Genomic DNA, 26,317 nt, shown 5'->3' on the forward strand with positions numbered 1-26,317 from the left:
TTGATTTTAGAAAGTTAACATTGCTGTTGAAACAAGACGAAAAGTGGTAACCTAAAAGTGACTAATGGAAAATAAACTATACCATGCTGAATGTGGTGTTAATACAGCGATAGCACTGTTTTCAGGGCGATGGAAGGTGATGATTTTACACATGCTTTCCAAAAATACCAGACGTTTTGGTGAGATTCAGGCCAGGATACCTGCTGTTTCAAAAAAGGTGCTTACCGAACAATTGAAAGAACTTGAAGCTGATGGATTAATAAGCAGGAAGGAGTATAAGGAGCTTCCGCCCCGGGTTGAGTATGCACTTACTGATTTTGGAAAAAGTCTCTGCCCCTTGTTAGCTGATATAGCAGCTTGGAAAAGAAAAAGCATTTTATAAGCTAATTAGGGTATGACAGTACTCTAATATTGATCCTTAACAATAAGTTAATGATGTTGTAACCTGATTTATGGTTTAGTAGAATAAGTATTTAATATTTTTGTGGCGAATTTTTTCACCTTAAACGTAGTGGAACCTATCAATAACCTAAGTCAAAACAATGCGAAGAATTAATGTTTTTATTGCCATTCTAACTATCAGTTTCTTATTAAATGCAGATAAATCATTTTCACAAATTAAGGATAAACCATACGTTATTTTTATCAGTGCAGATGGCTTCCGTTATGATTATGCTACAAAATTCAATACAAGTAATTTACTTCGTTTATCTTCTGGAGGTGTAAAGGCAAAGCGTATGATTCCATCCTATCCTTCAGTAACCCGCCCGAACCACTATTCTCTCGTTACAGGCTTATATCCCGGCCATACAGGGATTGCAGGTAATACTTTCTACGACCCTAAAAGTAAAACGATGTTCAATAAAGCAGAAGGCAAATGGTTCACCAGTCAATCAATCTGGCAAACTGCCAGTAAAAGTGGTGTAATTACAGCAAATATCAATTACCCGGATGCCCGTACCATTACAAAAGGTATGAAAAACGTTTATCAAATACAAAAATCGAAAGAGATATCAATTGATGATCAACTCGATGCAATTCAGGAATGGTTAAAAATGCCAGAGGGGAAAAGGCCGCATTTAATTACCCTATATTTTAATGACACCGACCATCAAGGACATATTTACGGTCCTGAAGCAGTCGAGGTAGCGGAGGCAGCAAAAAAAATTGATGACAACATTGGCCGTATTGATGCTTTAGTAAAGTCAATAGGATTACCGGTTGATATCATTTTTGTATCAGATCATGGTATGATCGGCATTGATAAAAGTAATATAATACCAATTCCGGCTGCTGTTGATACAATGAAATTTGTAGTCAATAACCAAAATTCTCTTGTAAATATATTCGCTAAAGACCCATCTTCTGTCATGAACACGTATAGGGATTTATTAAGTAAAGAAAGAAACGAGTATAAAGTATATTTGAATTCCAACATTCCTCAAAATTGGTTTTATGGCGGTAATGATGATAAACATAGACGTGCGGGAGACATAATTTTAGTTGCGCAGTATCCTAAAACTTTTAATAATAAAGCCGGTAAAGGAATGCATGGCTTTGACCCTGAAAAAGTTGCAGAAATGGGCGCAACTTTTATGGCTTGGGGACCATCAATTAAAAAAGGGATTATAATTGAGCAATTTAAGAATGTGGAAGTATACCACTTGTTATCTACAATGTTAAGGCTTCAAATTAATATGAATGACGCAAAAGGTACGCTATCAAGAGAAATTTTAAACTAGTCTTTAGTGCTTTCCTCTCCGCTAATATTCAGGTTGTTTAAGATTTTAAGATTTTGACCTAGCAACAATGGCGTTATATACTTTGATTTTAAATTTTTGTTCTTCAATGAGATTAATTGTCTCAAGAAACGAAGCTAAAAATAAGAACACACTTTTTGCTCGACATTTTTTGTTATCGACTATTGAAAAAAGATAGTAAGATTGAAACAATGTTTTTAGAAGGCCGAGTCAGTTTGCCTTTTTTTAGTTTAGCTGGTCAATATAGATAGGCCAATGAGATCAGGTAATTAATTTTGGACCAGTGAGCTTTATCTTGTTTATTAGCATTTAATATTTTATGCGAACGGGAGAAACCGATAAATGTTGTTAAAAAATAAACAACCTTAAAGTTTAATTTATTCTTACTTGTTGTTACTAATCAGGCATTTATTAAAACCGTTCGCAGATAACATTCGTTTCTTAATTAACCTCGCACTTAAAGGCGATAAATTAAAGGAGTAGCCGAAAACCTCAAACAGAGTAGGCAAAATTAAAATTAAAACGTTATGAAACTTCAAGAGTTAAATTTAAACGAAATGAAAGAAATCAACGGTGGTGGTTTATTTGGTGGTAATGATTCATCGAATTCAGGTGGATTATTAGGATCAATTGGAATTGGTAATTTATTATCATTTTCGAATGAAACACAAGACGGAGATGAATCGAGTAAAACCTCGTTCTCTTTAGGGAATAACATTGGTGGAAGCTTACAAGGGTTATTCCAAAGCTTAACTAGCTAATTTTATTAAGCTCAATTAATTAAAAGGGATTCTTACCAGAATCCCTTTTTTACATTATTAAAAAATGGAACGTCATGGAAAATTTATCTAAAGAACAAATGATGGATATTAACGGGGGTGGAATTTTTGGGAATAATTACAATGCTACCGGAATTTCTATCAATGCATCATCAGACAGTTTATTAAGCATCACATTTGTTAGTAATTATGGGGATAGCCGTAATGAAACCAAAATCTCAATAGGAAACAATATCGATCTAGGCTTAGGGCTCGTCAATCTAAATCAATAAAAATATTAAGAAAGAGACCATGAATATTGGTCTTTTTTTATGTTCGCGAAAACCAAATTAATTAAAATGCGTATATAAAATTTAGATATGGACAGTGATAAATACATATTTCCTAAAGAGATTATTGAAAATACAGCAGAGTACCATTTTCATTCTCATAATTCTTACACCAAGGTAATTTATCAGGTTATTCTGGTTGTACTTGTTATTTCCTTCTTTGCTATCTTTTTAATTAAAGTTGATGTAAATGTTAAAAGCACGGGCCTGTTTCGGCCTACTGCAGAGCGAAATGAAATAAAGCCACTAATTGCTGGGAGGATTGATTCTCTATTTGTAAAAGAGAATATGCATGTTAAAGCTGGCCAGGTTTTGCTTACCATTAAAAAGGAAAACATAGAAAGTCAGGATGCTTTAAATCAGTTCCAGCAAACCGACGTAAAAGACCAACTACATGATTTGGGTTTGCTGATTAGCGCTTACAAACGAAGTGATTGGTCGAAAAAGTTACCCCTCAAATCTGGCGTTTATGGTCAGCAATATAGTTTTTTTATGCAGCGGGTTACCGAAGCTAAAGCCCGTTATCAACTGGCACTGAAAAATTTTGAGCGTTATGCTTATCTGTATAACCGCAAAGCTGTTTCAGGAGTTGAATATGACGAAATGAAACTCAAAAAAGAAAACGTTTTTAATGAGTTGGGTCTGATCGGTGAAGAACAGGGCAGCAAGTGGCAGATGGAACTAAATCAACTTTCTATCCAAAACCAACAGCTTGGCACAAGAGATAAACAATACGAAGAAGAGAAAGAATTTTATACCATCAAAGCTCCCTTAACAGGCACTGTACAACAGCTAAAAGGAATACAGCCTGGAAGTTCTGTTTCTGCAAATGAGATTCTAGGAGAAATTTCTCCCGATTCAGGGTTAATTGCGGAGACTTATGTGCAACCCAAAGATATTGGTTTATTAAAAGTGGGTACTAAGGCCAGGTTCCAGATTGACGCTTACAATTATAACGAATGGGGAATGGCGACCGGGGAAGTAATTTCTGTTTCCAGCGATGTTTTTATGCAAAATGGATCTCAGCCTTTTTTCAAAGTACGTTGCCTGCTCGATGAAAACAGCCTAAAACTTAAAAACGGCTATACGGGTAAAATAAAAAAGGGGATGACACTGCAGGCAAGGTTTTTTGTAACCAGAAGAACGCTGTTTCAATTGTTATATGATAAAGCTGACGACTGGTTGAACCCAAATGTAATTCCAGAAAGTAAAGAAAATCAAGTGTCTAGCCTATGAAATCATTAAGTCAAATTTTTAAGGCTTTTAGCTCAAAACTTGCTTCGAATAAGAAGGCTAAACGCACATTAATTAAACAGCATGATGTAACAGATTGTGGTGCCGCTTGCTTAGCATCAATTTCCATTCACTATGGGTTGGATTTGCCAATTGCCAGAATAAGGCAATATGCCGGCACTGATAAAAAAGGAACCAATGTTTTAGGGTTGATTGAGGCTTCATCCAGGCTAGGTTTTTCGGCAAAAGGTGTAAAGGCTAGTTATGACAACCTTTTTACTATTCCTACACCCGTTATTGCCCACGTTAACCACAATAATTTAGCCCATTACGTTGTACTTTATAAGGTAACTGAAAATTATGTGGAGGTAATGGACCCGGCTTATGGAGAAATGCAGCGATTAACGCCAAATGAATTTAAGCAGAAATGGACCGGCGTTTTAATTATGTTGCTTCCTGGTGATGATTTTACTGCTGGAACAGAAAGAATTTCACTCGAAAAACGGTTTTTATACCTTTTAATGCCACATAAATCAATATTGGTTCAGGTGTTAATCGGCGCCATTTTTTACACCATTTTAGGATTATCTACCTCCATATTTTTGCAGAAAATAGTTGATAATGTGCTGCCGGAAGGAAATACTAACCTGCTTAATTTGATGGGCACTGTGATGATCATCATTATTCTCCTGCAAATTTTTATCAACTACGCAAAAACACTCTTAACAATTAAAACTGGTCAGCAAATAGATGCAAGGTTGATTTTAGGTTATTACAAGCATCTGCTAAAATTACCACAGGCATTTTTTGATACGATGAGGGTTGGAGAAATCATTTCCCGGATGAATGATGCAGTAAAAATCAGGGCTTTTATTAATGATGTGCTGGTGGGTTTTGCAGTCAATATTTTTATCCTCATTTTTTCTTTTGCGCTAATGTTTACCTATTACTGGAAACTTGCGCTAATTATGCTTACCGTTGTTCCGTTGTATGCATTAGTTTATTACATTTCAAACCGTTTGAATAAGACTACACAACGGCAGCTGATGGAAAAGAGTGCCGAACTGGAAAATCAACTGGTGGAATCGGTTAATTCGGTAAGCACGATTAAACGTTTCGGGTTGGAAAATTTTTCTAATTTAAAAACAGAAATCAGATTTATAAACTTGCTGAAAACGGTTTACACTTCAGGTACTAACTCTCTTTTGGTGGGTAATGCGAGTGGTTTTATTTCGAGTACATTTTCAGTTATTTTGCTTTGGGCTGGAGCAAGTTTTGTACTTCAAAATCTAATTACACCAGGCGAACTGCTTTCTTTTTACGCTATTATTGGCTACTTCACAGGTCCGGTTATTAGTTTAATTGGAATGAACAAAGTGTTTCAGGATGCCCGGATTGCAGCAGACAGGCTTTTTGAAATTATGGATTTGGAACGGGAGAAGACCGAAAACCGGATGGATATCACCACTGATATGATTGGTGATATTGAATTTAAAAAAGTAAATTTTAGGTATGGTACAAGGGTTACTGTTTTTGAAGGGTTCGACCTCTACATCCCGAAAGGAAAAATAACAGCCGTAGTAGGCGAGAGTGGCTCAGGCAAAACCACTTTACTTTCTTTACTCCAAAATATTTATCCATTGCAATCTGGTAGTATTATGATTGGTGAGTTCGACCTCAATTACATCACCAACGAAAGTTTAAGAAAACTTGTTGCGGTAGTACCTCAAGATGTGCATCTTTTTGCTGGAAATGTGATTGAAAACATAGCCGTTGGTGAAATGGAGCCAGATATGAAAAAAATTATCCGCATTTGCGCGCAACTAAATATTATGGATTTTATTGAACGTTTGCCAAATGGATTTGATACTTACCTCGGTGAGAATGCTACAAATTTATCTGGTGGACAACGCCAGCGTCTGGCTATTGCCCGGGCCTTATATCGCGATCCCGAAATCCTTATTTTGGATGAAGCCACCTCATCATTGGATTCTTCATCAGAAGAGCATATTCACAATGCGATATCTTTACTTCGTGAGCAGGGTAAAACCATTATTTTAATTGCTCACCGCCTAAGCACCGTAGTTAATGCCGATAAAATTGTAGTGCTTAAAGAAGGGAAATTGATAGAAGAAGGAACGCATCAAGAATTGGTGAAATTGGATGGAATGTATACCAGCATGTGGCATAAACAATTTCCATCAATTAATGATGCCATAAAGAGAACGAAGACAAGAAAAGTGGAGCCTAAAAATTAAAATTTAATTCAGGCTCCTATATTCTTTTTCAGAATCTTGAATAACCTTCGTTTTATGATACGTCATTGGCAGTGTTGATTTTTGGATTATTTACCCTTTTTACTTCATGGGATAGAATTATGGATGAACGTCTACTTAGTCTAAAGATGACGTCGATCTATCTTGCGATCATAGTGAGCTACCTCTTCAAAATGATCAGTTCGGAATTGGTTAAACAGCAGATTTTTTCATACGGGTTGACCAATATAAATCACTTCATTATAATGGTCTTTGCAGTTGCTAATGTTACTTATCATTCAAGACTTTATTCTAGCACAAATAAAGGCGATGACTAACAACTTAAAAGTAGAACGAGCGAAAAGGAACTATACTCAGGCGAATTTGGCAGAAAGGGTAAGTGTCTCTCGACAAACTATGAACTCCATCGAAATCGGAAAATATGTGCCCTCAACTTTACTTGCACTAAAAATAGCAAAAGTCTTCAATACCTCTGTAGATGAAATTTTTTGCTTAGAAGACTCCGATTATTTATAACGATTTCTAATTCATAGCTGCCCCTCCTAAATAACAAAAAAAATCAAGATGTGTATAAGGTAAACTATTTGAAAATCAATTTGTTAACCTCTAAAAGGTGCCTTAGGTTTTATATTGTCACAAGGCACCTCTTGAGGCACCTCGCATCTGCGTTTTTTGGTCAAAAAAGCCACTAAATCCCAAAAAACAAAATCCTGCAAATCGTTGATTTGCAGGATTTTAGTGTTTTTTGGTGTGTTTTTTTACTGATTCCAGTGGAGCCGAAGGGAGTCGAACCCTTGTCCAGTTGTGAGATAAATTATACCTTCTACATGCTTATTTTTCAATTGATTTTCGGGAAATAAACGGGCTGAAAACCGACCTTATTTAAATCCTTAGATACTTTATCTCACTTTAAGTCGTATCTCCTTAAAGCCAGCTTTGTTGTTTCGATGCCCCGGATTCTAACCCAACAATGCAGCAGTTAGAGGGACAAAAGCTAGTTAGTTCTAAACTAAGCAGCTAAGGCGTAAGTATTTTCGCCAACTAAAATGTGATCGTTCACTTTAAGTGCTCTCCGAACAACGCACTGCATGCTAACATAACCTTCGCCACCCCGTCAAATCCAAGAACGGCCCCTTTTCAGTTTGCAGTTTGAGTAACCAGTTTACAAACCGAACTGCAAATATACAAATTAAATGCCAAATAATAGCTGTAAACTAATATTTGGCATCTGAAATTAAAAATTGAAAATTGAAAATTGCAAACTATACTTGTCTACCCGGATATTGCTGCAAAGCTACTTCCAAACAATCCATCGCAGCATTTAAATCATTAATATTTAATACGTATGCCATACGTACCTCGTTTTTGCCCGAGCCTGGTGTAGAGTAAAACCCTGTAGCAGGTGCCATCATTACCGTTTGGTTATCATGACTAAAATCTTCTAAAATCCACTGACAGAACTTATCCGCATCGTCAATCGGAAATTTAGCCACAACATAAAATGCACCACCCGGATTCGGACAAAATACTCCATCAATATTGTTTAATCTGCCAACCAAAGTATCGCGGCGTAAAGTATATTCAGTGTTTACCTTTTCAAAATAACTATCTGGTGTATCTACAGCAGCAGCTCCTGCAATCTGTTCTACCATACCCGGACTCAACCTCGCCTGTGCAAATTTTAAACCTGAGGCAATAACTTCTTTGTTTTTAGTAATTAAACAGCCTAAACGAGCACCACATGCACTATAACGTTTAGAAACCGTATCCATAATAACAACATTTTCATCCAAGCCATCCAAATGCATTGGAGAAATAAATGCTCTGCCATCGTAACAGAATTCACGATAAGCTTCATCTGAGAATAAAAACAGGTCGTATTTTATACAAAGCGTTTTTAAAGCCTCTAATTCTTCTCTTGAGTATAAATAACCAGTAGGGTTATTGGGGTTACAGATAATTATAGCTTTCGTTTTTTCAGTAATCAGTTTTTCAAACTCAGCAATAGGAGGCAAGGCAAAACCATTTTCGATATAAGATAGGATCGGTTTCACCACCACATTGCTCATACATGCAAAACCATTATAGTTGGCGTAAAAAGGTTCTGGAATAATAATTTCATCTCCCTCGTTTACACAGGTTTGCATGGCAATGGTTATCGCTTCAGAACCACCCACGGTTACCAATATATTTTCTGGCGTAATATTATAGCCTAATTTATTGTAGTATTCGGTAAGTTTTAAACGGTAAGCAAGAGTACCCTCTGATGGTGTATAGGCCCAAACATTAAAATCAATGTTTTTTATGGCATTTAACATTCCTTCAGGGGTTTCTATATCTGGTTGACCAATGTTTAAATGATAAACCTTTTTACCATCTTTTTTAGCTTGATCTGCAAAGGGAGTTAATTTTCTGATCGGCGATGCAGGCATCTGCACCCCTTTTTGTGAAATTTTTGGCATGGCACAAAAATAAAAAAGTCCCGATGAAAATCGGGACTTTTTAAATATTATCGATTAAAAAATTACTTTGATGCTGCGGCAACAGTTTCACCTTTAATGTAAAGCACTTTTATAGGTGTTTTAGCATTTGAAGTGATGGTTACAGCTTTTGAAAATGTAGATGGACCAGCAGCAGCATTAAATGTTACTGAAATTACACCTGTTTCACCTTTTTTTAGTGGTGTAGAAGTATATTTAGGTACAGTACATCCACAGCTTGCTTCAGCTTTGGTAATAATTAATGGCTCTTCGCCAACATTGGTGTATTTAAAATCGTAAGTAACTGGTTTGTTTAAAACAATTTTACCGAAATCGTGCGTTTCAGCTTCAAATTTAAATTCAGCAGGTTTAGCTTGTGCATTTGCAGCAATACCAAAACCTAAAACAAAAGCGAATAATACTAAGATCTTTTTCATGTTATGTGGTTGTAATTTATTTTTAAATTCCTTAAACAAATTTAATGTTTTCAGATTAAAACAAAAACTATTCCAATTATTATTTTGCAAATCGATATATAATTTTACAATCGAGGTTAAAGGCAAACTTTTAATTTTGTATATATTTGCCGCAACCAATCTTTGATTACTATGCCGAATGAAAAATTGATGACCAACCCTATTGATGCTTCTGAATTAAGTTTTGATGATTTTAAATCAATTGTTATAAACGACTATAAAACAGCTTATGAGAGTAGGCAGGCAAGTGTTTTAGGTCGTAGAGAAGTATTGACAGGCAAGGCTAAGTTTGGCATTTTTGGGGATGGTAAAGAGGTTCCGCAGGTTGCCATGGCCAAAGCTTTTAAAAACGGCGATTGGCGTTCGGGTTATTACCGAGATCAAACTTTTGCTTTCGCAACAGGCATTTCCACTATAAAAGAATTTTTTGCACAACTTTATGCAAATCCCACCAATGGGGCCGATCCTTTTTCTGGTGGCAGGCAGATGAACTGTCACTTTGCAACCAAATCAATTAATGAAGATGGGAGTTGGAACGATTTAACACAGATAAAAAACTGTTCATCAGATATTTCGCCAACCGGAGGGCAAATGGCGCGCCTGGTGGGTTTAGCTTATGCATCTAAACTGTTCAGGCAAAATCGAGAACTCGACTATCTAAAACATTTTTCTGTTAATGGTAATGAAGTTGCTTTTGGTACCATCGGCAATGCATCTACATCAGAAGGAGTATTTTTTGAAGCCATTAATGCAGCAGGGGTTTTGCAGATTCCGATGGCTATCTCCATTTGGGACGATGCTTATGGAATCTCCGTTCCGGCAAAATACCAAACCACTAAAGAAGATATTTCTGAGGTTTTAAAAGGTTTCCAACGGGAGCCAGAACAACCTGGATACGAAATCTATAAAGTAAAAGGCTGGGATTATCCCGCGTTATGCGAAGTGTATGAAAAAGCAATAAATGTTTGCAGAACCGAACACGTACCGGTTTTAATCCACGTAACCGAACTCACTCAACCTCAAGGGCATTCTACTTCCGGTTCTCATGAGCGTTATAAATCAAAAGATCGTTTAACCTGGGAAACTGAGCATGATTGTATTCTAAAAATGCGTGAATGGATGCTCGATTCTGCAATTGCTACAGAAGAAGAAATAGCAGAAATAGAAAAAGAAGCTAAAATATTTGTTCGTAATGCCCAAAAAGAAGCCTGGAATGAGTTTTTAGATAGCATTAAGCCAGAGCATAAGCAAGTTGTCGACCTGATCAGTGGGGTGGCTAAACATCAGCCCGAGCTGGCGAAAATCGCCGCCAATTTAGCTTCAATTGCTGATGCACAACGCAGAGAGGTTTTTGTTGCTGCACGTAAGGCGATCCGGTTATCAGTAAATAACAGCTCAGCAGAGCGCGATGAATTGTTAAACTGGTACAAAAACCAGGAAAAATTTAATTACGACAGGTACAACTCAAAACTACATACCGATGGTAAGGAAAGTCCTGCAAAAATTGCGGTTGTAGATCCAATTTATGATGACCTGTCTAAAATGGTTGATGGCAGGGAAGTACTTAACGCCTGTTTTAACGAAAATTTTGCCCGCGATCAGCGTTTGGTTGCTTTTGGTGAAGATTTAGGTAATATTGGTGATGTGAATCAAGGTTTTGCGGGTTTACAGGCCAAATATGGCGAATTAAGAATTACCGATACCGGAATTAGAGAAATGACCATTATGGGTCAGGGAATAGGCCTTGGAATGCGTGGTTTGAAACCCATTGCCGAAATACAGTACCTTGATTATTTAATATTTGCATTAAACGTGCTGAGTGATGATTTAGCCTCACTTTCATACCGTACAAAAGGCATTCAAAAAGCACCCGTTATTGTGCGTACTCGTGGCCACCGGTTAGAAGGTATCTGGCATTCTGGCTCGCCAATCAGTATGTTATTGGGTTCATTAAGAGGTTTACACCTTTGTGTACCCAGAAATATGACACAAGCTGCTGGAATTTACAATACCCTTTTTAGGGCTGATGAACCTGCTATAGTAATCGAATGTTTAAATGGTTACCGTTTAAAAGAAAAATTACCTACAAACGTGGGCGAATTTACTGTTCCTTTAGGTAAAGCCGAAGTTTTGGAAGAAGGAAGCGATATTACCGTAGTTTCTTATGGTTCTTCGTTAAGGATAGTTCAGGAGGCAGCAGAAGAATTAAGTCTTTTAGGTATTTCTGTAGAAATTATAGATCCGCAAACCCTTTTACCTTTCGATATAAACCATGTTTGTGTAAATTCACTTTCAAAAACCAATAAATTACTGATTGTAGATGAAGATGTTCCTGGAGGCGCATCGGCATATATCTTACAAAAGATTTTAGAGGAACAAAAAGGATATTTCCACCTGGATGGGCAGCCAAAAACATTATCGGCAAAAGCACACCGTCCACCGTTCGGTTCTGATGGTGATTATTTTAGTAAACCATCTGTAGATGACGTGATTGAAACCATTTATCAAATGATGCATGATGCGAATCCGGCAAAATACCCTGCAATATTTTAACTTTTGAACTAAATAGCGGTCAATATGATTCCCTCTGATTGCTATCTTCGGTTTATTAAAATCTTGTAGTCACATTAAGACGAAAATAATTGTTTTTTATAAATAAGGTAAAAATCCGGTTACTTAGTAATCGAATTTTTATATACTTTTATAAATCATAACATTTTTTTTATCTCAGTATGTTTTATATCATCCCAATTGTGAAACACTGTAATTATTTAGGCTTTTTACATGCATTTTCCAAGAGTAAAAATGATTAGTTTTTACTGGGAAATGAAGCAGTATTGTGTTAATAAACAGATTAATTACACACTCCGTATTTTTAAAACTGGTATTGTAATTTCGTCGTTTTTATTGCTTTGCAACGCTGGTTTTGCACAAATGAGCGCACCGCAGAAAAAACTAGACAGCCTTTTAAGTTTAAATCAAAAAAATACAAAATCTGATTCGACCAAGATCAAAATATTGACTGAGGTTTACCGTCAGTACATGAGGATGCGGAATATTGATAAATCTGAAGAATATTTAGATAAGACGATCCAGCTTGCCCATGAAAAGAACCTAAAGAAATTTTCTGCAATAGCCTTTTACCGTAGGGCACTGATGTACCATGGCCGTTCTGATTACCAGAAGGCAGAAGAAAACTACCTTAATGCAGTTGCTGAATTTGCTTCAATAGGTAATCAGGATATGGAAGCCGGAACCTATCTTAACCTTGGTGCGCTTTACGGTAGTATTCCGGATTATGTTAAATCGCTGGATGTAAATCAAAAAGCAATTGCGATTTATGAGAAAATGGGCAATGAAACCGACATGGCCAGTTGTTATACCAATATTTCTACCATATATCAAAATTTGGGCAATCAGAGTCAGGCTTTAGTGTATATGAAAATGGCATTAAAGGTTTTCCTCAAAGATGGTGAAAACACCAGGGGAGTGGCTGTGGTGTATGAATTAATAGGTTCCAACTATTTCGAAGCCTCAGATAAAGAGCTGATGGAAATGAATGTGTTGCCTAAACAGAAGGTTAAATTGGCTTTGGAGCATTATAATAAATCGCTTAAGGTAGCAGAGGCCATTAATGATATCGGGCTTGTGGCTACAGTGAAACGCGATCTTGCTGATATTTACAGTGCTATTGGCGATAATGATGCCGCATTACTTTCTTACCAAAAATCGGTTGAATTAAATAAAACCAGGGATGATAAGGAATCTTATGCTTCCAGTTTATATGCACTGGGTAATTTTTATCAAAAACAAAATGACCTCGATAACGCCTTGATCCTGCTTAAAAACAGTTTGAAAATAGCCGAAGACAATAGGTTTCTGGAAATTGAAAAGCAATCCAGTTTATGCTTAAGTGCCGTTTACGAAAAACAGAAAGATTACAATAAATCGTTGGCTTATTACAAACAGTATATTGTATTAAGGGATAAAATTTTTGACCAGGAAAAGGAAAAAGAAATCACCAGAAGGCAAATGCAGATTGATTTTGGCGTAAAAGAACGCGATTATTTAATGAAGCAAAAACTTACGGAAGGAGAGTTAAAAAGACAACAGCAAGAACTTATTCTGCGTAGGCAACAGTTGGCCTTAAGTGATAAAGAAAACGCCTTAGATTTATTAACGTTCCAAAAAGCAAAGGCCGATCTTGATATTCAGCGTTTGGCACAGGAAGGTAGATTTGCCAATGCTAAATTTCAGGCACAAATTGCGGCAAGTGTAAAAGATAAACAGATTAGCAAACAGGAGCAACAAATTAAATTTGATTGGCGCGTAAAAATATTTCTAACCATTGCCGCTACACTAATTTTAATAATAGCCGTGGTTATATTTTTTAACCAGAGAAAAACAACCAGGTTAAATAAAATTATCAATAACCAAAAACGCGAACTGGAGCAGTTAAGTAAGGTTAAAGACCGTATTTTTAGTGTGGTAAGTCATGATATGCGTACGCCGGTAAATTCACTGATCTCCTTTATGCAATTGTTGGAAGGTGGTAATATTGAGCAGGAAAAGTTAAACCGTTACGCCGCTTCCCTTAAAAATAACCTTACCTATACCTCTACAATGATGGAGAATCTGCTCAATTGGGCGGCAAGTCAGATGCAGGGTTTCAATCCATATTTAGAGTCGCTTGATATACATTATTTGGTAGCTGAGGTGATTAATTCCTTACAGGATGTGGCCGGTCAGAAGCATTTAAACATCAATAACCTGGTACCCGAGAAAAGCATTTGTAAAGCAGATGAAAATATGCTTAGCCTGGTGCTGCGCAATTTAATAAGCAATGCAATTAAATTTACGCCCAATGGTGGTTTGATTGAAATTACTGCAGCCGGATTGGAAAATTATATGGAGCTAAAAATCTCTGATAATGGCATTGGTTTAACACAGGTGCAGGTAAACCATTTTAATAAACCCGGTTACCTTGGTGCTGGAGTGAGTACTTTGGGTACCAATAAAGAAAAAGGCACAGGTTTAGGTTTACTGCTCTGCCGAACTTTTATCGGTTTAATGGATGGCAAAATCAGTGCTGATGTTAATCCTTCAGGTGGTAGCTACTTTAAAATTATATTGAAGAAATAATTATTTTAAAAACCTGGATAAGATTTTTTTATCGATAGATTTCTCCAGCAATTCCTGACGGTTGGATGCACTGATGGGTACAAGGAAATTGTGCTCTAAATGCACCTCGTGGTTAGTTAACGTAGTAATATGGTTGATGTTGATAATGTACTGCTTGTGTACCCTTGAAAATATTTTGGATGGCAATTGTTTTTCAAGGTTTTTCAAACTAACCAAAATAATATGCTTGTCGGAACTTGTAAATAGTTTAGAAAAATCGCCCATACTTTCAATGTAAATCACTTGATCGTACCTTAATTTGGTAATGCCTTTGGTTTCTCTGAAAAAGAAATGGTCGCCACCTTCCTCATTGGTAGAATTGTCATCATAGGTTTTTTCTTTTCCTACGAGTTTTTTCAATTCGAGGTATTCAATAGCTTTATTGGTTGCCTTTAATATGCGCTCAAAAGTTGCAGGTTTAACAATGAAATCTAATGCATCAAGATTGAAACTTTCTGCTGCATATTCGCTAAATGAGGTGATAAATATAAATAAAGGCTGTTGCTTAAGGCTTTTTAATAAATCCATACCAGATAGTTCGGGCATATCAATATCAGAGTAAACAATATCAACGGTATTGGTTGATAAAATTTGTGAAGCCTCGATACCATTATTACATACTGCTATAATGTTTAATGATGGGATTTTTTTAAGATGCATTTCAATTGCATCTCTTTCTATTTCGTTATCATCAACGATTAAGCAGCTATAGGTCATTTAGGGATAGGTTATTTTAATTTTAGTGAACAACAAAAAACTATACTTAATGTTTCTAATTTACACTAAAATGTAGATTATAATACATGTCAGGTATCAATTTTTTGATAAAGTTGGTATACACTATTATTAGCGGTGTTTCTTTTCGCCAGTGTATAATTTTTCGCCGGCTTTTATGGCCAATTGGAGGTCGTTCTCTTCTGGTGGCACGGGGCAGCGGTAGCCATCGCTGTAGGCGCAATAAGGATTATAGGCCTTGTTAAAGTCCAATTCAATCTGGTTATCTTTAATATTTTTGGCATCCAGATCAATATATCTGCCACCTCCATAAGTTTCTTTATTATTGGTTTCGTCGGTAAATGGAAGAAAAAGATGGTCTTTATAAATCGGATTGGTTGATAGCGAAACACTTCTATACAATGTCATTTGCATTTTAACACCGTTCAAACTGAAATTTACATGTGCAAACCTGAAATAATCGCTACTTGTTCCGTTAAAAGTTGGCATTTTAAACACTTTTTCATTTTTAAGTATTTCTACTTCAGCCAATACCTTATAGGCACTGTCTGCATCAAAAAAGTGCAGGTTTTGCAGGTCTTTCTTTTTAAGCGGAGAATTGTTATCCTTTAAAAAATCTGCCTTGTAAGCCTCACGGTGCTGTGCAATCTGCTCAGTATAGGTTTGGGCAAAAGTATTTATACTCACCAGCAGAAATAATATGGTAATGATTCTCATGCTTAAATTACACTTGCTTTATTTCTTAAAAACTGATCAGCTAAAACCAGGGCGGCCATCGCTTCTACAATTACCACAGCTCTGGGAACCACACATGGATCGTGCCTGCCTTTTCCTTTAATTTCTGAAGCTTCACCAGCGGCATTAATGGTTTGCTGGTTGTGCATTATGGTTGCAACAGGTTTAAAAGCTACTTTAAAAGTAATATCCATTCCGTTAGAAATGCCACCCAAAATACCACCGGCATAATTGGTAGTGGTTTTAAATACTTTAGCATCTGCATTCTTTGGTTGTGGAATATCATTGTGTTGCGATCCTCTTAATTCGCTTCCTGCAAAACCAGAGCCATATTCAAAGCCATGTACGGCATTAATACTCAGCATTGCCTTGCCCAAATCGGCATGTAATTTATCAAAAACAGGCTCTCCTAAACCAGCCGGACAACCCTTTATAACACAACCAATTTTTCCGCCAACGGTATCTCCGTCTTTACGAACTGAATCAATAAACTCAATCATTTCGTGTGCCGTTGCAGGATCAGCGCAGCGCACAATATTTTCTTCCCTGATTTGAAGTAGCGCAGCTAAATCATTGCTTTCTAAATTTGGTGCTTCGATAGTACCTACCGAAGTAACGTGAGCAAAAATTTCGATACCCTGCTGTTTTAAAAACAATTTGGCAATTGCACCTGCAGCTACACGGGCAGCTGTTTCACGGGCAGAAGAACGGCCTCCGCCACGGTGATCACGAATACCATATTTTGCATCATAAACATAATCGGCATGGCTCGGACGGTAAATATCAACATTGTGGCCATAATCTTTTGAGCGTTGATCTTCGTTCGGAATTAAAAGTGCAATCGGTGTACCTGTACTTTTTCCTTCAAAAATGCCCGACAAAATCTGAACGGTATCGCTTTCTTTCCTTTGTGTGGTTATTTTGGATTGACCCGGTTTACGTTTATCCAGTTCTGACTGGATAAAATCCATATCAATATCCAACTGCGCCGGACAGCCGTCAATAATTACCCCAATTGCTACGCCATGAGATTCGCCAAAGGTAGTGATGCGAAATAGTTGCCCGAATGAATTGCCTGCCATATTATTTAGATGTTAGATTTGAGATAATAGATTTGAGATTTACACCTCAAGCCCTACTCAAATCTAGTTAGCTTGTTGTTTATTTGTCTTAATTTAATCTAGTGTTCAACCCTGGTATAGATTCTCTCAAATCTCCTATCTCGTGTCTCAAATCTCTTTCACATCAAATCCTGCTTTTTTCAAATCTTCCCAATAATATGGATAAGATTTTTCTACTACCTGCATTTCTTCAATTTCAACTTCGTTAATTAATAGTGCAAGTGGTGCAAAAGCCATCGCCATACGGTGGTCTTCGTAGGTGGCAAACGTAACTTTATCAGGAAAATGAAGATTTTCGGTATTTAAAGTATATATCAGATTTTCTTCTGTAAAAGTAACCCCAATTTTAGCCAATTCGTTCTGAAGGGCAGCAACACGGTCTGTTTCTTTAATTTTTAAGGTTTCTAAGCCTGTAAAAGCCATATTTTTACCTAAAGCAGCCGCAATAACCACTATAGTTTGTGCTAAATCAGGGCAGGTTTTTAAGTCTAAAACTTCTTTTGTATCTAAAGTAAGGCCTAAATTGCTAATGGCTATTCCTTTATCGGTTTTGCTGGTAGCGATGCCAAAAATCTTCATAATATTTTTGATCTGGCTATCGCCCTGCAAACTTTTCTCTTTTAATGCAGGTAAACTAATTTCTGCCTCATCAGCCAGTGCTGCAATGCTATACCAATAAGATGCTGCACTCCAATCAGGTTCAACAACCAGGGTGCCAGGTTTAAAAGCCTGTGGTTTAATGGTAATCGAATTTCCGTTCCAGGCATGTTCAATCCCAACTTCGGCAAGCATATCCAAAGTCATATCTACATAAGGCTTTGAAGTAAGTTCGCCTTCAATCTCTAAAGTTAATCCCTGGGGCAGGATAGGGGCAATCATCAGCAAAGCTGAAATATATTGACTGCTGATATCGCCTTTGATTTTAACTTCGGCTGTTTTTTGGTTTAAAGGGCCAACAATGTTTAACGGTGGAAAACCATCTGCTTCCGCATAGGATATGTCAGCTCCGATTGTTCTCAATGCTTCAGCTAAAATCCCTATTGGGCGTTGTTTCATCCGTTCGGTTCCTGTTAAAAGGAAATTGCCATTTTTGGCGGAAAGATAAGCTGATAAGAAGCGCATGGCAGTACCGGCAGGGCCAACATCAACAAGTTCAGAGTTTGCAGTTTTCAGTTTAGCTTCTGCTCCTGTATCACTAGTTTCAACACCCAACTTGTTTAAGATACCGTTTAATGTTACCGTATCGGCAGCATTGGAAAGATTTTCTACTTTAACCAGTTTTTTGCTTAAAGCGCTAATAATCAAAGCCCTGTTGCACTCACTTTTAGAGCCTGTTAATTGGATTTCCGTATCAATATTCTTGGTTCCTTTAAAAGAAACTAAGGCGTTTTTCGACATTTTTATTCTGTTTTATTCTTAAATGTAGTGTCAGAGATATTCATCTGACACTACATTATATTGTTTAATATCCAATTGAGTTAATCGAAAACTACCGTAAGGTATTCAACATGCTCAAAATGACATCACTGTAAAACTTAGCTTTAAGCTTTAGTATTTCAGCTTTTAACCTCATCTACGCTTTAACCTCAGTATGTTGCTCAGCTGCAATGCCTTTTTCAGCTTTGCCTGCATTCATAATTTCAGTTTGTTTACGGATCGATTCACCGTGCATCAATTCTAAGAATTTCTCAGTAAAGTTTAAGTCTAATTTTAAAGCTTTTGCAAAAGCATGACCTTTTTTAATGATGGCATCCCAACGGTTAACCTGTAAAATAGTTACCTGGTTATCACGTTTAAATTCGCCGATTTTCTCAACGATAGCCATACGCTCACCTAATTTCTGTAATAAAATATCATCGATTTTATCGATTGATTTACGTAAGTCAGCTAATTTATCAGCAAAAGCTTCGTTTGGCGCTTCTGGTTCACGAACGGTTAAACGATCAACCAATTCAGCTAAAGCAGCAGGAGTAACTTGTTGTTTAGCATCTGTCCAGGCCACTGAAGGATCTACGTGAGATTCGATCATTAAACCTTGCATATCTAAATCCAATGCTTTTTGAGAAATGTAAGGGATTAACTCACGGTTACCGCAAATGTGGCTTGGATCGTTAATGATTGGTAACTCAGGGCAAAGTGTTTTTAATTGGATAGCCAGTTCCCACATTGGTTCGTTACGGAAAGAACTTTTCTCGAATGAAGAGAATCCGCGGTGAATAGCACCAATTTTAGTAATTCCAGCACCGTTAATACGTTCAATTGCACCAATCCATAATTGTAAATCAGGGTTAACTGGGTTTTTAATCAATACCGGAACATCATGTCCTTTTAAAGCATCAGCAATTTCCTGAACGGTAAAAGGGTTTACAGTAGAGCGTGCGCCAATCCATAAAATATCTACACCAGCTGCCAAAGCCTCTTCAACATGTTTTGCATTTGCAACCTCTACAGCTGTTGGTAAACCAGTTTCTGCTTTAGCACGTTTTAACCACTCTAAACCAATACTTCCAATACCTTCAAATTCTCCCGGACGGGTACGTGGTTTCCAGATGCCAGCTCTCAATACCGATACTTTACCAGTAGCAGCTAATAAATGTGCTGTAGTTAATAATTGTTCTTCAGTTTCTGCACTGCAAGGACCAGAAATGATTAATGGTTCGTTGTTTACGTTTAACCAGGTGTTTAATGGTTGGATGTTTAAATTAAGTTTCATGATGATGGGTTTGTTTAAATCCGTATTCCTTAAGCGGATGTCTGGAATTATATTTTAATTATTTTATATTATGAATTGGATGTTCTGCTATTTTATTCGGGCTCCCGAGTATTATACTTTATCATTCTTTTGGTATTCGCCAAGTATATTAAAGTTTGAAGTATATTTTAATGCTTTTCTAATTGCTTTATCATACTTCTCTGTGCTTGGCCACTCTAAATCAACATAAAAGTAATATTCGTTTCTTTTACCCAATACCGGCATAGATTGTATTTTTGTTAAGCTTACATCCTGTTCGGCAAAGATGTTTAAAACGGTAGCCAAGGAGCCTGCTTTGTGGCCAACCTGAAAACAGATTGATGCTTTGTTTATTCTCTTTCCTTCGTCTGTTTTATCTTTTTTAAGGATCAGAAAGCGCGTATAGTTTTTCTTATTGGATTCTACCCGGCGTTCCAGAATGTTTAATCCGTATAATTCTGATGCTAAGCTGTTAGCAATGGCCATTGTATCCGTTAATTTTTCATCCTGGATACGTTTTGCGCAGGCAGCAGTATCATTGCTCTCTACAATTTTAATATGCGGGTAATCGTAAAAGAAATCGATACATTGGCGGATGGCGATCGGGTGGGAGGTAACCACTTTAATGTCTTCAAATTTTACACCCGGTAGTGCCATTAAGTGCAATTGAATAGGAAGGTAAACTTCGCCTACAACTGAAAATCCATAATCGCGGATTAAAGTGTAATTGGGTAATAAACTGCCTGCTATGGAGTTTTCTATAGCCATTACCACAAAGTCGGCTTCATTTTTCTCAAGCTTGTCGCAGGTTTCTTTAAAAGAATTACACTCAACAGTTTCGATGTTTTTACCAAAGAATTTGTAAGCGGCTTCTTCGTGGAAAGATGCTTTAATACCCTGAATTGCTACTCGTTTTGTCGTTTCCATTTTTGCGTTAAAACAAAAAAGTCCCGGCTGTTTGCCGGGACTTTTTTATACATTTTAATATTTTTATATATCTTTTTGCATATTAGCCCCGGCTCTCACTAAAATAGTAAAAGTAACCAAAGTAATATGTGTTAAAATTTTTCATTCTTTTTTTTGTTGAGCCAAATGTAGGGAACAAAATTTAATTTGTCAATAGTAAAACGAAAATATTTTTAATAAAATTTAATTTTGTTAAAAATGATCTTAATGGGTTTTAGGTATAAATCGTGCTTTTTGATGTAATCAGGCAAAATTTAAAATGGTTTGAGGGGTGAATTTATTCTGTCATTTTTTTGGTAACAGCTAAGATGGCACTGGTCATATATTCGCCTAAATAGCTCACGTAATTGCCGTTTCTGTCAATCACCACAAAACTGCCGGAGGGATAATGATATTTGAAAAAATGTTTCTTGATGCTTTGTTCCGGATCTTTGATCCAGTTGATTGAAGAACCATATTGCCCGGTACCAGTTATTTCAGCGTAAATGTATATTGGCTTTATTTTATACTGCTTTAATAATGCTGTTTTCAATTCTTTGTGTTTGGCCTTAATGTAATCAGTATTTCCAGTGGAATTGGAACTGTCCTGTCCAGGATGATAAATTATTACAATTGGCTTTAGCGAATCAATTTCTTTATTTGATGCTGTTTCTAACAATAAAAGGAGTTTGGTTTTATCCTTTATTTTGCCTTGCTCTTCTCTGTTAATCAGTTTGCGATGATTGGATGAATCGCCTGGAATATCTAAAAAAACATTAGTAGATCTTTTCTCATCGAATACAGATTTATTGATTTCTTTATTATCTATATCAAAATACCTAATATTTTTAACTTCTTGGGCTTTGGTATTGAGTATTAGAATAAACAATGTTAAGGTGGAGAGCATTAAGTTTTTCATGGCAATATAATTTAACGCAATATGCTAAATACTGTGCTAAAAAGAATATGATAATGAAACTAATTCGTTAAATGATTTTTTGCTTCACGCAATTGCTTAAATAATTAGTTAAGGCTTTAAGATTGCTGCATGCGTGAGAATGAAGTTAATGTTGCGGACAAGTGTTATAAATTTAATATCGGTGTTTTCCGTGTATCCGTGGCTAAAAAATAGAAGAAATCGTTAACAAAAATTGAGTTAAAAATTCATATTGTAATCAATACTTACTGGATTCTTCAATTAGATAATGGCACTTAATAGCAAACCGCTATACCCAAACCTTTGCTTAATTTCAATTCTTCAGTTGATCAAAATTTGTTTATCTGGAATAGAACACAATTTATTTGATATTTAATACATTTATATTACATATTAGTTAGGAAAATTCTTATAATTGTGTATAATTTTTCATTACTCAATGTATAAATTATTCGTGTAATGTTTATAATTATAGTTATAAATTCGAGTGTCATTATTTTACTTTAAACAACCTTGGAAATTGAATATTCGAAAGCATGTAAATTATTTGCAAATATTCAATCGTCGCGTCGCTTTGGGTGAGTAAGTCGAAATATTAATTATTTAGAAAAATAAATAAACTCAAATACGTGATAATAAAATGTTTAAGTTTATTTATGTCGTCTTTCGTGATAAATTTTATAGCTACTATTTCAGTATTTGGACTAAAAAGCACAGCCTATAAACAACTGCCAAACCATTATAAATTTAAAACCTAATTTTCCTATGAAATCATTAATCAAAGCATGTGTATTGCTTCTTTTAGTTGCAACGCTCAACTCCTGTAAAAAAGAGATCAAAACAGACGACCTGGGCAACAAGGATACCATGTCATCTGTAAAACAAGGTGATTCTACCATTCACAAACTGTCTATCAATGGAAAACCGACTTATGTAGTTGAAGTAGACGGTATTTACAAATATGCTGGTGACATTACCATCAGCCAAGAACAGTTTAATATATTAAAAAAGCTTGCAAATAATATCTCTGCAAAAGAAAGAGCTACAATTATACAAGCTTTTTCAGCAACATGGCCGGGTTCAGTTGCTTATTACAACTATCCGGATCCTGCAAAAATGACGACAGCACAATACAATAGTTATGTGTCTACCATCGACGCAGGCTTAACAAATATTACCAATGCTACAGGCATTAAGTTTGTAAAAAGGACCAACCAGGCCGAATACATACAATTCGTATTGTCAGGTGGCAACAACTCTCCGTTAGGCTGGCGGAAAAACAGGGTTAATACCGTAAACCTGTACAACTATAATTACGTTGGGATTTTGATGCACGAAGTGATGCACTCTCTAGGTGTAATGCATGAACAATGCAGGCCAGATAGAGATCAATATGTTATTATAAATTATGGTAACATACAATCTGGATTGGAGTACAATTTTAATACCGACCCGAATTTTGGAGGCCATGGCCCGTTTGACTTTCAGTCAGTGATGTTATATGGGGCATACTCTTTTTCTTCAAACGGAAATCCAACAATAACCAGACTGGATGGTTCCACTTTTAATGGACAAAGAGATGCGTTATCAATTGGTGACATTGAAGGCCTAAAAGCATTATATTTTCCAACAGATTATAGTGGTGTGTATAAAATTACACCGTCTTATTTAGGAACAAAATCTTTTGATATTTTTGGAGGCAGTATCACTGATGGTACAAATATTATTATCTGGCCTTCCCATGGCAATGCAAACCAAAGATTCATATTTAGGAAAGTTGAACACGGATATTACCAGATTAAATCTAGTGCAGATACCAACAAGGTTTTAACAGTGCGCAACGCTGGTACTACAAATGGTACTCAGGTAGAGTTGAGAACGAATGCTAATTTAAATAACCAGCAATTTAGCCTGAAAAATGGTGGTAATGCTGGTTTTATTCTATCGCCTAAGCACGCTCTTGGGCTAAATGTTGAAGTAAGTGGTCAAAGTACTAACGATGCTGCCAACATTGTGGTAAATGCAGCTAACCAAACTTCTGCAGCCCAAAGATTCAACTTTACAAAATTGTAGATCACAAAAAATCCTACGCATTTGGCAATTGTTGCGTAGGATTTTTTAAAACCTGATTCATTTTGAACTCACAATATTTGTTTGATCAAAGTATTCAATTTAATGCCCCATCAGAATAGACAGTAAGGTAAAAAGTATAAAGAGATATTTAAAAACATGCTGTAATAAAGTAAAAACTCTGTAAGCCAGTTTTGGTTAAAAGGCTTTTATCCTGTAGAACTTAATTCTCCCCGATCGTTAAGTCCTTTTACTTTTTGTTGCTGCAGTTCTTCATAATTTTGCTTTTCTGTTTCCCGCAATTCCTGCTGCATTATTTTAGCAATTTTAGTACTTCCATCATGGCTCCATCCCGGTGGATTAACAATATACTTTATCTTATCAATAAAAGTGGGTGCCTTTTTAACATCAGCCTTTAAGGCAATAAATTCATGGAAAATAATATTTACAGCGCCAGTATCCTGAGGTTGTGTAGTTAAGCCATATTTAACCACATCTTCTGGCAATTCTTCCTGAAAAGTTCCGAACCACCTATCCCAAAGGATTAAAACCATACCCATATTTTTATCAAGGTAACGTACGTTGCTGGCATGGTGTACACGGTGATGAGATGGCGTTACAAAAATGTATTCGTACCATTTTGGAAGTTTGATATTGTATTGCGTGTGCACCAAATTACCATAAATTTGGGTAATGAGATAGGCAAAAAGTATATCAACAGCCGTAAAACCCATAAATGCCAATGGCAGGTAAAAGAAAACGCGGTACAAAGGTTCGAACACGGTTGAACGGAAGCCAGTGGTTAGGTTGAAATGTTCTGATGAGTGATGGGTAACATGCATTGCCCAGAAAAAACGCACATAATGCCCAACGGTATGCAAAAACCAATACAAAAAATCCTGTGCTAAAATTAAAACTATCCAGTAAACCCAAACATTAGAAATTTGGAATAAACGGAATTGATAACAATAAGCCAGCAAGAAAAACGTAAATGTTTTTGTGCCCAAATTAATTACAACCGCCGCTGTCATCAGGTAAATATTTGTCCAGGTATCGCGCTTGGTGTATAGTTTTTTATCGTGCTGGTAACTGAAATACATTTCAACTAGGGTTAAAACGATTACGAAACCAAAAAGCCCGACAACAGAAATATCACTTCCGGTAAAATTCATTTTATAAACTGTTATAATAATCCAAACTGCTTAAAATATCAGCAGTACTTACACGGCAGTTAAACGTGCATTTACCGGTGTTTTCCAAGAGCGAAAAAAGTATGTTTCCATCTTCATTTTTTTTATCGCTTTGCATCAATTCTAAAAGTGTATCAAAACTTTCTTTTTTGATGTGGTATTTTGGATAAAGTGATAAAATATATCCACTAATATCATTCAGTTCTTCTTTTGTTAGTGTACTGTTTTTGATTGATAATGCTGCTTCGCACACAAAACCAATGGCAATAGCTTCTCCATGTGTTAATGGATTTTCATCATTGGCCAATGAATAACCTTCTACGGCATGCCCTATGGTATGGCCGAAGTTTAAAATTTTCCGAAGGTTTTTCTCGTGCGGATCGATGGTTACCACTTCGTTTTTAATTTCTACCGAACGGTAAATATCTTCAGCAGACGGGCTAAGGTAATTGCTGGCTTTTAATTTTTCGTAATAAGGTTTGTCGTAAATCAAGCCATGTTTGATCATTTCGGCAAAACCTGATAAAAGCTCACGTTGGGGCAAAGTTTTTAGAAAGGCTGTTTCTATAAAAACCATTTGCGGCAAGGTAAAAGTACCTACCATGTTTTTAACATTATCAATATCAATGCCCGTTTTACCACCTACTGAGGCATCAACCTGTGATAAAAGGGTAGTGGGTACATTAATGAAATCGATACCTCTTTTGTAAGTAGATGCAATAAACCCACCCATATCGGTAATTACGCCACCACCTAAATTGATCATTAAACTTTTGCGGTCGGCTTCAAAATCCAATAAGGTTTTCCAGATTCCGATACAAAAATCAATATTTTTATTTTCTTCACCTGCCGATGTTTCAATGAGGTCAAATTCAGAAAAATCATCTAAAAGTGATTGAAAAAGTGGCAGGCAGATTTCGCTGGTATGCTCATCAGCCAAAACAAAAACTTTGCTGTATTTATTACTTTCTAAAAGCGTTTTAAGTGCTTCAAGGTTACTTTCGAAATATAGGGTGTGGCCTGCGCTGGTTAGTGGTTTCATTAAATAACTTCTATTTTATTTTCTCCAAAAGTAATAATATCACCAACCCTAACCTTATAACGTTTGCGGAATTCGACTTCTCCGTTCGTTTTTACTAAACCATCTTCTACAACGGTTTGGGCATCACCGCCACTGCCAACCAATCCGCTTGCTTTTAACAGTTGGATTAATGGAATAAATTCGCCTTCTAATTTGAATTGTATCATTTTATGCAAAAATACGATAATTTAAAGGTTTTTAGTTTTAACAACCAATGCTTTTTATAATTTTGCACCAATCTGACTTATTATACTGATA

Annotated in this window: 22 protein-coding genes and 1 other RNA gene; 10 read left to right on the forward strand and 13 right to left on the reverse strand. The window is 36.2% G+C overall.

Annotated features, from left to right (window positions below; all coding sequences use genetic code 11):
* Nucleotides 1-64 precede the first annotated feature (64 nt).
* The 7 genes from ASE74_RS08290 (at nucleotide 65) to ASE74_RS08320 (ending at nucleotide 6,893) form a co-directional block, all read left to right on the forward strand.
* A complete protein-coding gene (locus ASE74_RS08290) occupies nucleotides 65-382 on the forward strand; it encodes a helix-turn-helix domain-containing protein (protein WP_055907026.1) in 318 nt (105 codons plus the stop codon).
* Between the two features lie 160 nt (nucleotides 383-542).
* On the forward strand, nucleotides 543-1,742 hold the full coding sequence (locus tag ASE74_RS08295; RefSeq protein WP_055907028.1) for an alkaline phosphatase family protein: 1,200 nt from the start codon (nucleotides 543-545) through the stop codon (nucleotides 1,740-1,742).
* Nucleotides 1,743-2,287: 545 nt separating this feature from the next.
* Nucleotides 2,288-2,521, forward strand: a complete 234-nt coding sequence (locus ASE74_RS08300) for a hypothetical protein (RefSeq protein ID WP_055907032.1) — start codon at nucleotides 2,288-2,290, stop codon at nucleotides 2,519-2,521.
* Nucleotides 2,522-2,595: 74 nt separating this feature from the next.
* Nucleotides 2,596-2,811, forward strand: a complete 216-nt coding sequence (locus ASE74_RS08305; RefSeq protein WP_055907035.1) for a hypothetical protein — start codon at nucleotides 2,596-2,598, stop codon at nucleotides 2,809-2,811.
* An 87-nt stretch (nucleotides 2,812-2,898) separates the two neighbouring features.
* Nucleotides 2,899-4,104: an HlyD family secretion protein gene (locus tag ASE74_RS08310; RefSeq protein WP_055907040.1), complete on the forward strand. Its 1,206-nt coding sequence runs from the start codon at nucleotides 2,899-2,901 to the stop codon at nucleotides 4,102-4,104.
* Nucleotides 4,101-6,359, forward strand: a complete 2,259-nt coding sequence (locus tag ASE74_RS08315; protein ID WP_055907043.1) for a peptidase domain-containing ABC transporter — start codon at nucleotides 4,101-4,103, stop codon at nucleotides 6,357-6,359. Before ASE74_RS08310 ends, ASE74_RS08315 begins: the two co-directional genes overlap by 4 nt.
* A gap of 327 nt (nucleotides 6,360-6,686) precedes the next feature.
* Nucleotides 6,687-6,893, forward strand: a complete 207-nt coding sequence (locus ASE74_RS08320; RefSeq protein ID WP_055907326.1) for a helix-turn-helix transcriptional regulator — start codon at nucleotides 6,687-6,689, stop codon at nucleotides 6,891-6,893.
* A 252-nt stretch (nucleotides 6,894-7,145) separates the two neighbouring features.
* Here ASE74_RS08320 and ssrA read toward each other — a convergent pair.
* The 3 genes from ssrA to ASE74_RS08330 form a co-directional block, all read right to left on the reverse strand.
* Nucleotides 7,146-7,511, reverse strand: a transfer-messenger RNA (tmRNA) gene (gene ssrA / locus ASE74_RS24365).
* A 128-nt stretch (nucleotides 7,512-7,639) separates the two neighbouring features.
* On the reverse strand, nucleotides 7,640-8,839 hold the full coding sequence (locus ASE74_RS08325; protein WP_055907046.1) for a pyridoxal phosphate-dependent aminotransferase: 1,200 nt from the start codon (nucleotides 8,837-8,839) through the stop codon (nucleotides 7,640-7,642).
* Nucleotides 8,840-8,901: 62 nt separating this feature from the next.
* Nucleotides 8,902-9,294 carry a DUF1573 domain-containing protein gene (locus ASE74_RS08330; protein ID WP_055907329.1) on the reverse strand — a complete coding sequence of 131 codons (393 nt, stop codon included), beginning with the start codon at nucleotides 9,292-9,294 and terminating at the stop codon, nucleotides 8,902-8,904.
* Between the two features lie 171 nt (nucleotides 9,295-9,465).
* Here ASE74_RS08330 and ASE74_RS08335 point away from each other — a divergent pair, with 171 nt between their 5' ends.
* Complete coding sequence (locus ASE74_RS08335) at nucleotides 9,466-11,886, forward strand: thiamine pyrophosphate-dependent enzyme (protein ID WP_055907049.1); 2,421 nt, start codon at nucleotides 9,466-9,468, stop codon at nucleotides 11,884-11,886.
* A gap of 273 nt (nucleotides 11,887-12,159) precedes the next feature.
* Nucleotides 12,160-14,475, forward strand: a complete 2,316-nt coding sequence (locus ASE74_RS08340; RefSeq protein WP_235526037.1) for a tetratricopeptide repeat protein — start codon at nucleotides 12,160-12,162, stop codon at nucleotides 14,473-14,475.
* On the opposite strand, the gene ASE74_RS08345 is transcribed toward ASE74_RS08340, so the two are convergent.
* The 7 genes from ASE74_RS08345 to ASE74_RS08375 form a co-directional block, all read right to left on the reverse strand.
* Nucleotides 14,476-15,231, reverse strand: a complete 756-nt coding sequence (locus tag ASE74_RS08345; protein WP_055907055.1) for a LytTR family DNA-binding domain-containing protein — start codon at nucleotides 15,229-15,231, stop codon at nucleotides 14,476-14,478. It abuts the gene before it with no gap.
* A 129-nt stretch (nucleotides 15,232-15,360) separates the two neighbouring features.
* The gene (locus ASE74_RS08350; RefSeq protein ID WP_055907058.1) at nucleotides 15,361-15,966 is read right to left on the reverse strand and encodes a DUF1684 domain-containing protein; all 606 of its coding nucleotides are present in this window, start codon (nucleotides 15,964-15,966) and stop codon (nucleotides 15,361-15,363) included.
* 2 nt (nucleotides 15,967-15,968) lie between these two features.
* Nucleotides 15,969-17,066: a chorismate synthase gene (aroC, locus tag ASE74_RS08355; RefSeq protein ID WP_055907061.1), complete on the reverse strand. Its 1,098-nt coding sequence runs from the start codon at nucleotides 17,064-17,066 to the stop codon at nucleotides 15,969-15,971.
* Between the two features lie 147 nt (nucleotides 17,067-17,213).
* Complete coding sequence (gene aroA, locus ASE74_RS08360; RefSeq protein ID WP_055907064.1) at nucleotides 17,214-18,503, reverse strand: 3-phosphoshikimate 1-carboxyvinyltransferase; 1,290 nt, start codon at nucleotides 18,501-18,503, stop codon at nucleotides 17,214-17,216.
* A gap of 175 nt (nucleotides 18,504-18,678) precedes the next feature.
* Nucleotides 18,679-19,818 (reverse strand): chorismate mutase, encoded by a 1,140-nt coding sequence (locus tag ASE74_RS08365; RefSeq protein ID WP_055907066.1) that lies wholly within the window; start codon nucleotides 19,816-19,818, stop codon nucleotides 18,679-18,681.
* A 111-nt stretch (nucleotides 19,819-19,929) separates the two neighbouring features.
* A complete protein-coding gene (locus tag ASE74_RS08370; RefSeq protein WP_055907068.1) occupies nucleotides 19,930-20,763 on the reverse strand; it encodes a prephenate dehydratase in 834 nt (277 codons plus the stop codon).
* Nucleotides 20,764-21,079: 316 nt separating this feature from the next.
* The gene (locus ASE74_RS08375) at nucleotides 21,080-21,700 is read right to left on the reverse strand and encodes a hypothetical protein (RefSeq protein WP_055907070.1); all 621 of its coding nucleotides are present in this window, start codon (nucleotides 21,698-21,700) and stop codon (nucleotides 21,080-21,082) included.
* 783 nt (nucleotides 21,701-22,483) lie between these two features.
* On the opposite strand from ASE74_RS08375, the gene ASE74_RS08380 reads away from it, so the two are divergent.
* A complete protein-coding gene (locus ASE74_RS08380; protein ID WP_055907073.1) occupies nucleotides 22,484-23,791 on the forward strand; it encodes a M12 family metallopeptidase in 1,308 nt (435 codons plus the stop codon).
* A gap of 206 nt (nucleotides 23,792-23,997) precedes the next feature.
* Here the strand turns inward: ASE74_RS08380 and ASE74_RS08385 are convergent, their stop codons facing one another.
* The 3 genes from ASE74_RS08385 to ASE74_RS08395 are packed head-to-tail and all read right to left on the reverse strand — an operon-like array spanning nucleotide 23,998 to nucleotide 26,226.
* A complete protein-coding gene (locus ASE74_RS08385; RefSeq protein WP_055907076.1) occupies nucleotides 23,998-24,960 on the reverse strand; it encodes a sterol desaturase family protein in 963 nt (320 codons plus the stop codon).
* Nucleotide 24,961: 1 nt separating this feature from the next.
* On the reverse strand, nucleotides 24,962-26,020 hold the full coding sequence (aroB, locus tag ASE74_RS08390) for a 3-dehydroquinate synthase (protein ID WP_055907079.1): 1,059 nt from the start codon (nucleotides 26,018-26,020) through the stop codon (nucleotides 24,962-24,964).
* Nucleotides 26,020-26,226: an RNA-binding S4 domain-containing protein gene (locus ASE74_RS08395; RefSeq protein ID WP_029275915.1), complete on the reverse strand. Its 207-nt coding sequence runs from the start codon at nucleotides 26,224-26,226 to the stop codon at nucleotides 26,020-26,022. The genes aroB and ASE74_RS08395 overlap by 1 nt, the downstream gene beginning before the upstream one ends.
* Nucleotides 26,227-26,317 lie beyond the last annotated feature (91 nt).

The organism is Pedobacter sp. Leaf216 (assembly GCF_001421515.1).
Taxonomy (GTDB): Bacteria; Bacteroidota; Bacteroidia; order Sphingobacteriales; family Sphingobacteriaceae; genus Pedobacter.